Annotated in this window: 10 protein-coding genes; 4 read left to right on the top strand and 6 right to left on the bottom strand. The window is 68.4% G+C overall.

Features of this window, described 5'->3' with window-relative positions:
* Window positions 1-119: 119 nt before the first annotated feature.
* The 3 genes from trmA to QLQ83_RS18900 all read right to left on the bottom strand — a co-directional run bounded on the left by trmA (window position 120) and on the right by QLQ83_RS18900 (window position 2,768).
* Entirely contained in the window at window positions 120-1,226 is a 1,107-nt protein-coding gene (trmA, locus tag QLQ83_RS18910; protein ID WP_282737035.1) for a tRNA (uridine(54)-C5)-methyltransferase TrmA, read from the bottom strand.
* A gap of 64 nt (window positions 1,227-1,290) precedes the next feature.
* Complete coding sequence (gene murI / locus QLQ83_RS18905) at window positions 1,291-2,067, bottom strand: glutamate racemase (protein WP_282737034.1); 777 nt, start codon at window positions 2,065-2,067, stop codon at window positions 1,291-1,293.
* Between the two features lie 155 nt (window positions 2,068-2,222).
* Window positions 2,223-2,768, bottom strand: a complete 546-nt coding sequence (locus QLQ83_RS18900; protein WP_282737075.1) for a hemerythrin domain-containing protein — start codon at window positions 2,766-2,768, stop codon at window positions 2,223-2,225.
* 211 nt (window positions 2,769-2,979) lie between these two features.
* On the opposite strand from QLQ83_RS18900, the gene QLQ83_RS18895 reads away from it, so the two are divergent.
* Window positions 2,980-4,320 (top strand): replication-associated recombination protein A, encoded by a 1,341-nt coding sequence (locus tag QLQ83_RS18895; protein WP_282737033.1) that lies wholly within the window; start codon window positions 2,980-2,982, stop codon window positions 4,318-4,320.
* Between the two features lie 177 nt (window positions 4,321-4,497).
* On the opposite strand, the gene lolA is transcribed toward QLQ83_RS18895, so the two are convergent.
* Together lolA and QLQ83_RS18885 are read right to left on the bottom strand one after the other, a co-directional pair.
* The gene (gene lolA, locus QLQ83_RS18890) at window positions 4,498-5,127 is read right to left on the bottom strand and encodes an outer membrane lipoprotein chaperone LolA (protein ID WP_282737032.1); all 630 of its coding nucleotides are present in this window, start codon (window positions 5,125-5,127) and stop codon (window positions 4,498-4,500) included.
* A gap of 114 nt (window positions 5,128-5,241) precedes the next feature.
* Complete coding sequence (locus tag QLQ83_RS18885; RefSeq protein ID WP_282737031.1) at window positions 5,242-8,436, bottom strand: DNA translocase FtsK; 3,195 nt, start codon at window positions 8,434-8,436, stop codon at window positions 5,242-5,244.
* Between the two features lie 155 nt (window positions 8,437-8,591).
* Between QLQ83_RS18885 and aat the strand changes: the two genes are divergently transcribed.
* The 3 genes from aat (at window position 8,592) to infA (ending at window position 10,449) form a co-directional block, all read left to right on the top strand.
* Window positions 8,592-9,326 carry a leucyl/phenylalanyl-tRNA--protein transferase gene (aat, locus tag QLQ83_RS18880; protein ID WP_282737030.1) on the top strand — a complete coding sequence of 245 codons (735 nt, stop codon included), beginning with the start codon at window positions 8,592-8,594 and terminating at the stop codon, window positions 9,324-9,326.
* Between the two features lie 31 nt (window positions 9,327-9,357).
* Window positions 9,358-10,095: an arginyltransferase gene (locus tag QLQ83_RS18875; RefSeq protein WP_282737029.1), complete on the top strand. Its 738-nt coding sequence runs from the start codon at window positions 9,358-9,360 to the stop codon at window positions 10,093-10,095.
* 135 nt (window positions 10,096-10,230) lie between these two features.
* Complete coding sequence (infA, locus tag QLQ83_RS18870; RefSeq protein ID WP_040185975.1) at window positions 10,231-10,449, top strand: translation initiation factor IF-1; 219 nt, start codon at window positions 10,231-10,233, stop codon at window positions 10,447-10,449.
* A 148-nt stretch (window positions 10,450-10,597) separates the two neighbouring features.
* On the opposite strand, the gene clpA is transcribed toward infA, so the two are convergent.
* Window positions 10,598-12,874 (bottom strand): ATP-dependent Clp protease ATP-binding subunit ClpA, encoded by a 2,277-nt coding sequence (gene clpA / locus QLQ83_RS18865; RefSeq protein WP_282737074.1) that lies wholly within the window; start codon window positions 12,872-12,874, stop codon window positions 10,598-10,600.
* Window positions 12,875-12,905: the final 31 nt, after the last annotated feature.

The raw sequence follows: 12,905 nt of genomic DNA, 5'->3' as shown, positions 1-12,905 counted from the left end.
TCGCCTTCCAGCTTACGTCACTTCCCGAGCCCACCCCAGCCACATGCCCCTTCGCTCATGGAGCATGTCGGTTGCGCATCGCCGCTTGACATCGAGCCGGCCACGTCGGTCCGTACCCCTCAGTCACGTCGCTCCAGCAGGACCCCGCATTCACAGTGGTGCGTCCAGGGAAACTGGTCGAAGAGCGCGAAACGCCGGACGTCGTGGGTGCGGGTCAGCGTCTCTAGGTTGTCGGCCAGGGTCTCGGGGTTGCATGAAATATAGACGATACGCGCATAGTCGCTGAGCTGCCGGCAGCTTTCCTCATCAAGCCCCGCCCGGGGCGGGTCGACCAGCACCGTGGAGAACGCGTAGTCGTCGAGGGCCATCTCGGTCACCCGACGCCCACCCTTCTCGCCCTGCAGGGCCTGGGAGAACTCCTCGGCGGACATGCGGCCGACCTCGGCGTTGCCGATGCCGTTGGCCTCCAGATTGACCCGGGCACTGGCCACCGAGGTGCGCGAGATCTCGGTGGCCAGTACCCGCCGGAAGTTGCCGGCCAGCGCCACGGTGAAGTTGCCGTTGCCGCAGTAGAGCTCCACCAGGTCACCGTCCTGGCTGCCGCGGGTGACATCCCGGGCCCAGGCCAGCATCGCGCGGCAGATCTCGGCATTGGGCTGGGTGAAGCTGTTCTCCACCTGCTGGTAGACCAGGTCGTCGCCGTCCACCGCCAGGTGCTCCCACACATGGTCACGTGCCAGCACCAGCCGCTGCTTGCGGGCGCGGCCGATGACCATGATGCCCAGTGCCTGCTGGAGGGCCCGGGCCTCGGCCTCCCAGGCCTCGTCGAGCCGGCGATGGTAGATCAGGGTGACCAGCGCCTCGCCGGAGAGGGTGGTGAGGAACTCGATCTGGAACAGCCGGCGGCGCAGCAGGTCGTTGTCGCGGATGGCATCGAGCAGCCGCGGCATGAGGTCGTTGATCTGCCGGCTGGCCACCGGGTAGTCGTCCAGGCGGATCACCGTCTTGCGTTTCGGATCCTCGGGGTCCACCTCGAACATGGCATAGAAGAGGTCATCCCCCTCGTGCCAGAGGCGGAATTCGCAGCGCTGGCGATAGTGACTCGGCGGCGAGGGAAACACCTCGAGCATCGGCGGCGCGAAGCGGGCGAAGTCACGGGTGATGCGCTCGCGCTTGGCCTCGAGCTGCTGGTCATAGCGGGCGGGGTCGACGACGGGAATGGCCACGGCGGCTCCTGGGATGAAGATGGCAAGATTGAGGGGGTTACGGTGATGCCGACACTCGCTCGGCTCAGGCGGGATGCAGCAGCCTCGGCGGGGCGAAGCCGAAGGTGGCCAGTCCCCTGCCCAGGCGTTCGTCGGGGGCGGTGATGAAACTCGGCTCGCTGCCCTGGCGAGGGGCGAGAGCCGTCACCACCTGGGCCACCCGCCGGGCGATGGCCTCGCCGGAGTCGATCCAGGTCACCTGCCGCGGCGCCTCCTCGACCAGCCACGAGGCCAGCAGCGGGAAGTGGGTGCAGCCGAGCACCACGGTATCCAGTTCCGGATCCTTCCACAGCGGGGACAGGGCCTGGCGCAGGGTCGCCCGGTCGGGAAGCTCCCCGGCCACCAGGCGCTCCGCCTCGGTGACCAGGGCGTCCGCGGCGACCCGGGTCACCCTGCAGTCGGCGGCGAAATCCTGGATCAGCTGCCGGGTGTAGGGCCGTGATACCGTGGCACTGGTCGCCAGCAGCCCGAGATGGCGCGTCCGGCTCATCTGAGCCGCCGGCTTGATGGCGGGCACGGTGCCGACCACGGGAATCGCCAGGCACGTGCGCAGGGCGTCAAGCGCCAGGGTGCTGGCGGTATTGCAGGCCACCACCAGGGCGCTGCAGCCGCTGGCCGCCACGGCGGCCTCGCAGACGGCCCGGATGCGCGGCACCAGCCAGGCGTCCTCGCGCTGGCCATAGGGCAGCATGGCATTGTCGCAGGCATAGGCCAGGGCGGCCTCGGGCAGGCGCCGGCGCAGCGCCTGGACCACCGACAGCCCGCCGACGCCGGAATCGAAGACCAGGATCGGACCGGCCATCACCCTGACCCCCGACGCCGCAGGGCCGGGTGACGCGAGCAGGACGATGGCAGGGCGAAGAGGGACAGGTTGGGCATGACGAACAATTGGCCGCTGAGAATGCCGGCCATTCTACCCCAGACCCGGGGTCGAGCCGAAACGCCGGCCCTATGCGGTCAGGTCATCGGCTCGGGGGCATCTCTCAGCTCGGCGTAGAGCTCGGGGTAGGCCTCCTGCAGCCGCTCGAGCTGCGCCTGGGCGCCCTCGGGGAGCGCCGCCGCGAGGGCCTCGAGATCCTGGTCGTTGAAGTTCTCACGGATCAGCGGGAACAGCAGCTCACGCTCGTCACGCAGGTAGGCACGGTGACTCTCCAGATAGGCCTTGAGGTCCTCGGCGAAGCGATCCATGGGCACCACGGCATCCATCAGGATCATATCGAGGTCGTTGGACAGCCGCTTTAGCCGGGACTGCAGCGCCCGATAGTCCCGGGACAGGCGCTCGGTGACCTCGGCGCTGGAGGGATCCAGTTCCTTGAGGCGCTCGGTACAGACCTTCTCGAGAGGCTGGGTGAAGCCTTCCTGATAGTCGAGGATGTAATCGACGACCTCCCGGACCAGCTGGAAGTTGGGACGCTCGCCGCACGCCAGGGACTTCTGCTTGAGCTGCAGGACGTGCAACATGCGCGCCATGTTGGCATGATCCTGACGCAACTGCTTCAGCATGGGCATGACGGGAGTCTCCTCTGTGGCGATGTGGTACAGAAGGCTGTCTATCTTGGATTCGCCGCGGCAGGTCGGGTTCACCGAGCCATGGCCCCCGGCAAGGCCGACCTGTCTCAAGCTAGCCCCTCGGGGGGAATTCCGCCTGTCGCCCAAGGTCGTATTGCCTGCGACGACACATCCACTCTAGCAGTCGCGAGCCAAGGAGTCAGAAATGGATCTATTCCAGGGCAACACCCCCGACGATGCCGCGCCGCTCGCCTACCGCATGCGCCCGCGCAGGCTCGAGGACTATGTGGGGCAGCAGGCGCTGGTCGGCCCTGGCAAGCCGCTGGCGCGCATGGCCGAGAGCGGCGTGGTGCGCTCGATGATCCTCTGGGGCCCCCCGGGGACCGGCAAGACCACCCTGGCCGAGATCCTCGCCGAGGTGTCCGGCGCCCACCTGGAGCACCTCTCGGCGGTGATGGCCGGGGTGAAGGAGATCCGTGCCGCCGTCGATCGGGCCCGGGACATGCAGGCCCGCCATCGCCCCACCCTGCTGTTCCTCGACGAGATCCACCGCCTCAACAAGAGCCAGCAGGACGCCCTGCTGCCCCACGTGGAGTCGGGTCTGCTGACGCTGATCGGCGCCACCACGGAGAATCCCTCCTTCGAGGTCAACTCGGCGCTTCTATCCCGGGCACGGGTGCACGTCCTGAAGTCGCTCGCCGAGGAGGAGCTCGTGGAGGTGATGCAGCGAGCGCTGGACGACGAGGCGCGTGGCCTGGGCGCCCGGCGGATCCAGGTGGACGACGGGGTGCTGGCGCTGCTGGCCCGAGCCGCCGCCGGCGATGCCCGCCGCGCCCTGGGCCTGCTGGAGACCGCCTGTGACTTCACGGTGGCCGAGGGCGACGGCGAGCGCCTGCCTCACCAGGCACTGGAAGACGTCATCGGCCACCAGGCCAGCGCCTTCGACAAGCAGGGCGACCACTTCTACGACCTGCTCTCGGCGATCCACAAGTCGGTACGCTCCTCGCGACCGGACGCCGCCCTGCTCTATATCGCCCGGTTCCTGCAAGGCGGCGGCGACCCGCTGGACGTGATCCGCCGCCTCGCGGCCATCGCCTCGGAAGACGTGGGCAACGCCGACCCGCGTGCCCTGCCCCTGGTGATGGCCGCCTGGGACGCCTACCTGCGCCTGGGGGACTACGAGGGCCAGCGCGCCATCGCCCACGCCGCCATCCACCTGGCGGTGGCCCCCAAGAGCAACGCCATCGACCGGGCCTGGAAGGCCGCCAAGGCCTTCGTGGCGGACCAGCCACAGCTGGAAGTGCCGAGCTACCTGCGCAACGCCCCGACCAAGCTGATGGCGTCCCTGGGTCACGGCCAGGGCTACCGCTATGCGCACCACGAGCCCCACGGCTATCCGGCCGGCAGCAGCCATGACTGCTGGCCATCCGCCGTCCCTCGCCAGCACTTCTATGCGCCCACGGAATATGGCCAGGAGAAGCGCTACGGCCAGCTCATGGCCTGGCGGGAGCAGCTCGACGCCGAGGCGGACGACGCTGGCGCGTAGCAGCCAAGCAGCCAAGCAGCCAAGCAGCCAAGCAGCCAAGCAGCCAAGCAGGATAACCTAGCCCCAAAAAGAACCCCCGCCGGACCTGACATCCGACGGGGGCACGCATTCCTTGCCTCAACGCCTGCCCCCCCGCCACCGAACAGCTTGGCGGCTCGGCGCTTTCAGCTCGGCGCTTTACTGCGTATCCCGGATCACGTCGGTGCCTTCGGGGATCTCGAAGGTAAAGCGACTGTCGTCCAGCGGTTCGTTCATGCGCACGTTGTCGAACTCGATGGCGGTGCGCTGCCCGGTGCTGTCGGTCATCTGCAGCAGGTCCAGCGCCTCGCCGCGGAAGGTCATCTGCAGTTCCTCGAACAGGGTATCGCCATCCTTGGGCACCAGGGTGAAGGTCTCGCTGCCACCCTGCTGGCGACGGGTGACGTCATAGCTGCCGGTCAGCTCGTCGGCACTGCCGGAGAGCAGCAGGGCCGGGGTATGGGTCACCCGCTGGTCCAGCGCCTGCACGGTCGCCTGCTCCAGGTCCGGGTCGTAGAGGGTGACCTCCTCGCCGGCGGAGATCACCAGCTGTTCGTAGGGGGCATCCACTTCCCAGCGGAACTTGCCGGGACGCGACAACCACATGCGGCCACGGGCCTCCTGCAGGCGCTGGCCGCTGCCATCGAGGATCTGCTGCTCGAAGTCCGCCACGTAGGTCTCGAGCGGCTCGAGAATGTCCGCCAGGCGCTCGGCGCCTTCGCTGGCGAGGGCCGACATCGGCATGGCGAGCGTCATGGTCAACGCGGCGAGAGTCTTCTTCACTGTCATCGTCTCTGTCTCCCTGAACGGGTCCATCATGGCATCCTGTCACTCGGACCCGGGACACCCCGGCGGGTTGCATCCCGGCCGGGGCTTCCATCATTGCTGCAAGGTTGCAACGCGTCAGTCGCCCACCGGCGGCGGGGCCAGCACCTCACGCGCACCATTGGTGCCCATGGTGGAGACCACCCCGGCCATCTCCATGGACTCGACCAGCCGCGCGGCCCGGTTGTAGCCGATCTTGAAGCGGCGCTGCACCGCCGAGATGGAGGCTCGACGACTCTCGGTGACGAAGGCCACCGCCTCGTCGTAGAGGGCATCCTGCTCGGCGTCGTCATCACCGCCGCCCTCGGCCTCCAGGCCGGTGAGGGCCTCGGCGGAGACGCCGCCGGAGAGGATCTCGTCGATGTACTCCGGCTCGCCGCGCCGCTTCCAGTCCTCGACCACCCGATGCACCTCGTCGTCGTCGACGAAGGCACCGTGTACCCGGGTCGGCATGCCCGACCCGGCCGGCAGGTAGAGCATGTCGCCATGGCCGAGCAGGTTCTCGGCGCCCCCCTGGTCAAGGATAGTGCGCGAGTCGACCCGGGACGAGACCTGGAAGGCCATGCGGGTGGGGATGTTGGCCTTGATCAGGCCGGTGACCACGTCCACCGAGGGGCGCTGGGTGGCGAGAATCAGGTGGATGCCGGCGGCCCGGGCCTTCTGGGCCAGCCGCGCGATCAGCTCCTCGACCTTCTTGCCGACGATCATGAACATGTCGGCGAACTCGTCGATCACCACCACGATATAGGGCAGCTTCTCGAGCACCGGCGGCGACTGGTGCATCTCCCAGGGCTGGGGCTCCCAGAGCGGGTCAGCCACCTGGGCGCCGGCCCGCTCGGCCTCGTCGAGCTTGCCGTTGAAGCCGGCGATGTTGCGCACGCCCATGGAGGCCATCAGCTTGTAGCGACGCTCCATCTCGGCCACGCACCAGCGCAGCGCATTGGCGGCCTCCTTCATGTCGGTGACCACCGGCGCCAGCAGGTGCGGGATGCCGTCGTAGACGGACAGCTCCAGCATCTTGGGGTCGACCATGATCATGCGCAGCTCGTCGGGTGTCGCCTTGAGCAGCATGGAGATCAGCATGGCATTGACCCCCACCGACTTGCCCGAGCCGGTGGTGCCGGCCACCAGCAGGTGGGGCATCTTGCCGAGGTTGGCCACCACCGGGCCGCCGCCGATGTCCTGGCCCAGTGCCAGGGTCAGCGCCGAGGCCTCCTGCTGGTAGCGGTCGGAGTCGATCACCTCGCGCAGACGGATCATGGCGCGATGCGGATTGGGAATCTCGATGCCCACGGTCGGTCGGCCGGGGATCACCTCGACCACCCGCACGCTCTTGACCATCAGCGAGCGCGCCAGATCCTTGGCCAGGTTACTGATCTTGGAGACCTTCACGCCGGCCGCCGGCTTGATCTCGAAGCGGGTGATCACCGGGCCCGGCCAGGTATCGACCACCTCGGCCTTGACGCCGTATTCGCGCAACCGCGTCTCGAGCAGTTCGGCCATCTCGGCCAGCTGCTGCTCGGAGTAGTTACGCTGCTGGGGCTGTGGCGGCGTCAGCAGCCGCAGGCTGGGCAGGTCGCCATCGGGCTCGGGCAGCTGGTCGAGCACCGGGCGTTGGTTCTGCAGGTGCTCCACGGTCCACAGTGCCGGCCCCTCGGGCTCGTCGGCGGCCTCGCGCCCCTGCTCGGCGGTTGCCACCCGCGGCGCTGCCTCAGGCACCGGCTCCGGCGGGGCAATCCCCGGCTCACGCTGGCTGGTCGCCGCCTCCCGGACATCCATGGCGTCTTCGCTCGCCGGTTCCCAGGCCAGATGGGGCTCGCCCGCATCGTCGGGTTCCTCCCAGTCGGTGTCCTGCCAGTCGACCAGACCCGGCTCACGGCGCCGCCCCTCACGGGCAGGCGAGTGCGGCGAGGCACCCGAGGAGGCCCGGGCGGGGGGCGGTGCAGCGTCTTCCTCGTCGCCCTTGGCGCCGCCGGAGGAGGCCTCGACGGCCCCGCCGAGGCGGGCCTCGTCACGATCCGCGCGCAGGGCGGGGCCATGCCAGGCCGGCATCACCTCGTCGTCATCGGGCAGCACCGGTTCGGGCACCGTCTCCGGGACCCGGCGTGCGCTGTCCTTGTCGCGACCCTCCTGCCCGACGCGCGACGTCTCGCCAGGCACGGGAGGAACGGTTTGGCGAGCCTGCGGCGTCGGCTCGGGTGCGGCCTGGGGGACCCTGGCGTCAGCGGACATCCCCTCGATGGGGGGCGAGGCGGCAGGCATCCGCTGCTCCCCCGGCGGGGTGATTGCCACCCGCGGCTCCACGGCCTCACGGGAGGCCCGGGCGGTGTAGGCCGCCTCGGGCTTCTTGGCCGAGGGCGTGCGCTCGGGCACTTCCCAGGGAATGTCGGTCTCGCCGTCGTTGCCGAAACCGGGTTCGCGGCGCGAGACCCCGTCAGCGGCCAGCACCGGTTCGGCCTCGCGACGACGACCGCCCCCCAGACGCTGCCACCAGCGGGGCCGTTGATCGTCCCCGGGCGAGGCCTCGTCGGCGCCTCGCTCATCGGCCTCGGCGACCGAGGGCTCGCTTTCCTCCCGGGCCTGGTCGCGCCGTTCGGCGCGTCGTTCACGCACCAGGCCGAAACGGTCAGCCACCCAGCGCCACAACACCAGGCTGCGGTGCCCCAGTTCGTCCATCACCGTCAGCCAGGAGAGTCCGGTGAACAGGGGGAAGCCACAGAGCAGGGCGGCTACGGCGAGCAAACCGGTCCCGCCCGTCCCCACCAGGGGGATAAGGGCGCCGACCAGCCCCTCGCCGAGGATGCCCCCCGTGGAATAGGGCAAGGGGCCATCGGGGCGGTAGAAGTGCAGCGCCCCCAGGGTGGTGGAGCCCAGCAGCAGCAGCACGAGCCCCCCGCAGCGCACCGCCAGGGCAGTGGCATCCCACTCGAAGCGCACCTGCCGCGAGCGGATCAGCCACCAGGCGGCGAACCCCAGCATGCCGGGCCACCACAGGGCACTGACACCGAACAGCGAGTAGAGCACATCGGCGAGCCAGGCCCCGATGGGCCCCATCCAGTTGGCGACCTCGGTCTCGGGGCCGCTGCGCGACCAGCCGGGATCCTGGGCGCGGAAGCTGTAGAGCGCCAGCAGCAGGAACACACAGGCGGCCAGCAGCAGGATCACCACGCCCTCGCGCGCCGACCCCTGCAGCCGCAGGCCGAAGCGCTTCGCCGTCTCCCTGGCATTCGCCGCCGTCACCCGACGTGACGAGGTCCTCTTCTTGACACTCAAGCGGCCATCCCCCTTGCGCCAACATGGCGTCTTCTGGATTTCACTGAGCTCAATCATACCGAGCAAGTGCTCACCATCACAGGGGCCTGCATGCCTTGAGCCCCACCCCGCCGCACGGCAGACTGGGCGGGTCGTCAACGAGGAAGACGCTGCCCATGCTCCCCTGGCTCCCTGACCGCCCCGTGGGCTTCCCGCCCGTCGCGTCTGCCCTGCGCGACCCCGACGGCCTGCTGGCCGCCGGCGGGGCCCTGACCCCGGAATGGCTGCTGGCCGCCTATCGCCGCGGCATCTTCCCGTGGTTCAGCAATGACCAGCCGGTCCTGTGGTGGAGCCCGGACCCGCGCATGGTGTTGTTTCCGGACGAGATTCGGGTGCGGCGCAGCCTCACCAAGCGGCTGCGCAACGGCGGGTTCCGGGTCACCGCCGACACCGTCTTCGAACGGGTGGTGGCGGCATGCGCGGCCCCCCGCGACGGCCAGCCCGGCACCTGGATCACCGCCGAGATGCGGGCGGCCTATGGGCGCCTGCACCGGCTGGGCGCCGCCCGTTCGGTGGAGGTCTGGCGCGCAGGCGAGCTGGTGGGCGGCCTCTACGGGGTGGCCATGGGGCCGGTGTTCTTCGGCGAATCAATGTTCTCCCGTCAGGCGGATGCCTCGAAGGTGGCACTGGTGCATCTCGCTCGCGCCATGGCCGCCGGGGGTGGCCGGCTGATCGACTGCCAGATGCACACCGGCCACCTGGCCAGCCTGGGGGCCAGGGACATCGCCCGGAGCGAGTTCATCGGCTATCTTGAACAGTGGCTGGGCGATGCCGGCAGTGACTGCCGGGAGACGGTCGACGGCGCCTTGGCACCGACCTGGTCCTTCGATGCGATCGACACCCTTGCATGACCGGGCCACCGATTCAGAGGAGATGGCAGCCTTGAGCAGCAATGCCCCCCGGCAGCCGGTCAGGGACCTGCGTTTCTTCCTGACCGTGCCCCATGCCTGCAGCTACCTGGAAGGCCGCGAGGCGACCACCCTGTTCCTCGACCCTCAGGAGTCGCCGGGCCAGGGCGTCTACGATGCCCTGGCCCTGCTCGGCTTCCGCCGCAGCGGCCGTCACCTCTATCGCCCACACTGCGATGCCTGCAACGCCTGCATCTCGGTACGTATCCCGGTGGCCGAGTTCGCGCCGAATCGCACCCAGCGCAAGCTGGCCCACCGCAATGCCGACCTGACGCTGCACGTGCGCCCCGCCCTCTTCGATGCCGAACACTATGCGCTTTATGCCCACTACGTCCGGACCCGTCACGCCGACGGCGACATGTATCCACCGAGTCACGAGCAGTACCGTACCTTCCTGACCCTCGACCAGACCTATGCCCGGCTGCTGGAGTTCCGCCTCGACGGCCGGCTGGTGGCCGTCTCGGCCTTCGATCAGCTCGAGCACGGCCTCTCGGCCATCTACACCTTCTTCGATCCCGCGCCGGAACTGGAGCGTCGCTCGCTGGGCACCTTCGCCGTGCTCTCGCTGATCCAGCGGGCCCGGGACCAGGGCTTGCCACACATCTATCTGGGCTACTGGATACGTGAGTGCCGCAAGATGAACTACAAGCAGTCCTTCCGACCGCTGGAGATGCTCGACGGCCGCCACTGGCGACGCATGATTGCCATGTAAGAGTGACCGGTGGGCAGGTTCCTTTGCCTTGACGAGCGGCATGCGGCACAATATCGCGCTATCCTGTCGGCACGGGCGGCGAGGCCGTGAGACCGTGCCGCCTTCTTTCGTCATCATCAGCGAGGAACCGCCTATATGGCACGTGAAGACCATATCGAAATGGAAGGCGTCGTGGTCGATACCCTTCCCAACACCATGTTCCGCGTCGAGCTGGAGAACGGCCACGTGGTTACCGCCCATATCTCGGGCAAGATGCGCAAGCACTACATCCGCATCCTCACCGGCGACAAGGTGAAGGTCGAGCTGACCCCCTACGACCTGTCCAAGGGCCGCATCGTCTACCGCGCCCGCTGAGCCTCGGCCGGGCACGCCACAACGCCCCGCCCCCAGACTCGAGCGCCGGCCGCACCCCGCGTCCGCCGCCTCCCCCGCTGCAAGGCCTGAACGAACAACGCCCCGTCCGCAGACAGGGCGCTGTGTGACGCTGGGTGCCCGAGCCCCGTCAAGGGGCGTCGGCCAGTTCCGACTCCGTGGATAGGTGGAGCTCGCCATCTTCCACGCTGACGTGCACCACCCCGCCGTGCTCGGCCAGCTCGCCAAACAGGATCAGCTCGGCCAGCGGCTTCTTGAGCTTCTCCTGGATCAGGCGAGCCATCGGGCGTGCCCCCATGTCGGGGTCGTAGCCCTTCTCGGCAAGCCAGTCCCGGGCGGCCTCGTCCACGTCGAGCTGGACCCGCTTCTCGTCGAGCTGCGCCTGGAGCTCGACCAGGAACTTATCCACCACGTTACGCACCACCGAGGTGGGCAGGGAATGGAACTGGATGATGCCGTCCAGGCGGTTGCGGAACTCCGGCGAGAAGGTCTTGCGAATCACCTCCATGGCGTCCGTGGAGTGGTCCTGGGTCTGGAAGCCGATGGAGCGCCGCGTGGCCTGCTCGACCCCGGCGTTGGAGGTCATGATCAGGATCACGTGACGGAAGTCCGCCTCGCGGCCGTTGTTGTCGGTCAGGCGGCCGTGGTCCATGACCTGCAGCAGCAGGTTGAAGACCTCGGGATGCGCCTTCTCGATCTCGTCGAGCAGCAGCACGCAATGGGGCTGCTTGGTGATCGCCTCGGTCAGCAGGCCTCCCTGGTCATAGCCGACGTAGCCGGGAGGCGCGCCGATCAGCCGCGACACGGTGTGGCGCTCCATGTACTCCGACATGTCGAAACGCACCAGCTCGATGCCCATGATATGGGACAGCTGCCGAGCCACCTCGGTCTTGCCCACCCCGGTCGGGCCGGCGAACAGGAAGCTGCCCACTGGCTTGTCCGGCGACTTGAGGCCGGCCCGCGACAGCTTGATCGCCGCGGCAAGGCTGTCGATCGCCTCGTCCTGGCCGAACACCAGCATCTTCAGGTCGCGATCGATGTTGGCCAGCAGCTTTCGGTCGGAGCTGGAGACGCTCTTCGGCGGGATCCGCGCGATGGAGGCCACCACCGCCTCGACCTGGTCAACGTCGATGGTGTCCACGCGCACCTCCGGCGGCAGTAACCGCTGGTGGGCGCCGGCCTCGTCGATCACGTCGATGGCCTTGTCGGGCAGGTGGCGATCGTTGATGTAGCGGTCCGACAGCCGGGCGGCACTCTCCAGGGCCGCATCGGTGTACTTCAGCTGGTGGTGCTCCTCGAAGCGCGAGCGCAGTCCCTTGAGGATGCGGGTGGTGTCCTCCACCGAGGGCGCCATGACATCGACCTTCTGGAAACGGCGCGCCAGGGCGCGATCCTTCTCGAAGATGCCGCGGTACTCCTGGAAGGTGGTGGAGCCGATGCAGCGCAGCTCTCCCGAGGAGAGCAGCGGCTTGAGCAGGTTGGAGGCGTCCATCACTCCCCCGGAGGCAGCGCCGGCGCCGATCACGGTGTGAATCTCATCGATAAAGAGGACCGCATTGGGCTGCTTGCGCAGTTCGGCCAGTAGGTTCTTGAGCCGCTTCTCGAAGTCGCCGCGATACTTGGTGCCGGCCAGCAGGGCACCCATGTCCAGGGAGTAGACCACCGCATCGCTGATGACGTCGGGCACGTCCTCCTCGACGACGCGCTTGGCCAGTCCCTCGGCGATGGCGGTCTTGCCCACGCCGGCCTCGCCGACCAGCAGCGGGTTGTTCTTGCGCCGGCGGGCCAGGATCTGCACCACCCGCTCGAGCTCGTGGTCGCGGCCGATCAGCGGATCGATCTTGCCCAGCCGCGCCTGCTCGTTGAGGTTGGTGGCATAGCTGGTAAGCGGGTTGGAGCCGGTCTCGGCGCCGCCCTCCTCGGCCTCCTCGGCCTCCGGCGAGGGAGACGACTGGCTCTGGCCATGACCGGCCACCTTGGAGATACCATGGGCGATGTAGTTGACGGCATCGACCCGCGCGACGTTCTGCTGCTTGAGGAAGTAGACCGCCTGGCTCTCCTGCTCGGAGAAGATCGCCACCAGCACGTTGGCGCCGGTGACCTCGCTCTTGCCGGAGGACTGGACATGGAAGACGGCACGCTGGAGCACGCGCTGGAAGCCCAGGGTCGGCTGCGTCTCCCGGTCCGACTGGTCCTCGGGGATCAGCGGCGTGGTGGAATTGATGAAATCCTGCAGGTCGGACCGCAGCTTGTCGAGGTTGGCCCCGCAGGCACGCAGCACGTCCGCCGCCGAGGCGTTGTCGAGCAGCGCCAGCAGCAGGTGCTCCACGGTCATGAACTCGTGGCGCTTGGAGCGGGCCACGGTGAAGGCCGTGTTCAGGGTCAGTTCAAGTTCTTTACTCAGCATGGCAGTCCCCTTCTCGCCGCCCAGGGCTTCG

It is taken from the genome of Halomonas rhizosphaerae, from assembly GCF_030010555.1.
Taxonomy (GTDB): domain Bacteria; phylum Pseudomonadota; class Gammaproteobacteria; order Pseudomonadales; family Halomonadaceae; genus Halomonas; species Halomonas rhizosphaerae.
Note: the sequence above shows the minus strand (reverse complement) of the source record. Positions and strands in the feature narration are given on the sequence as shown.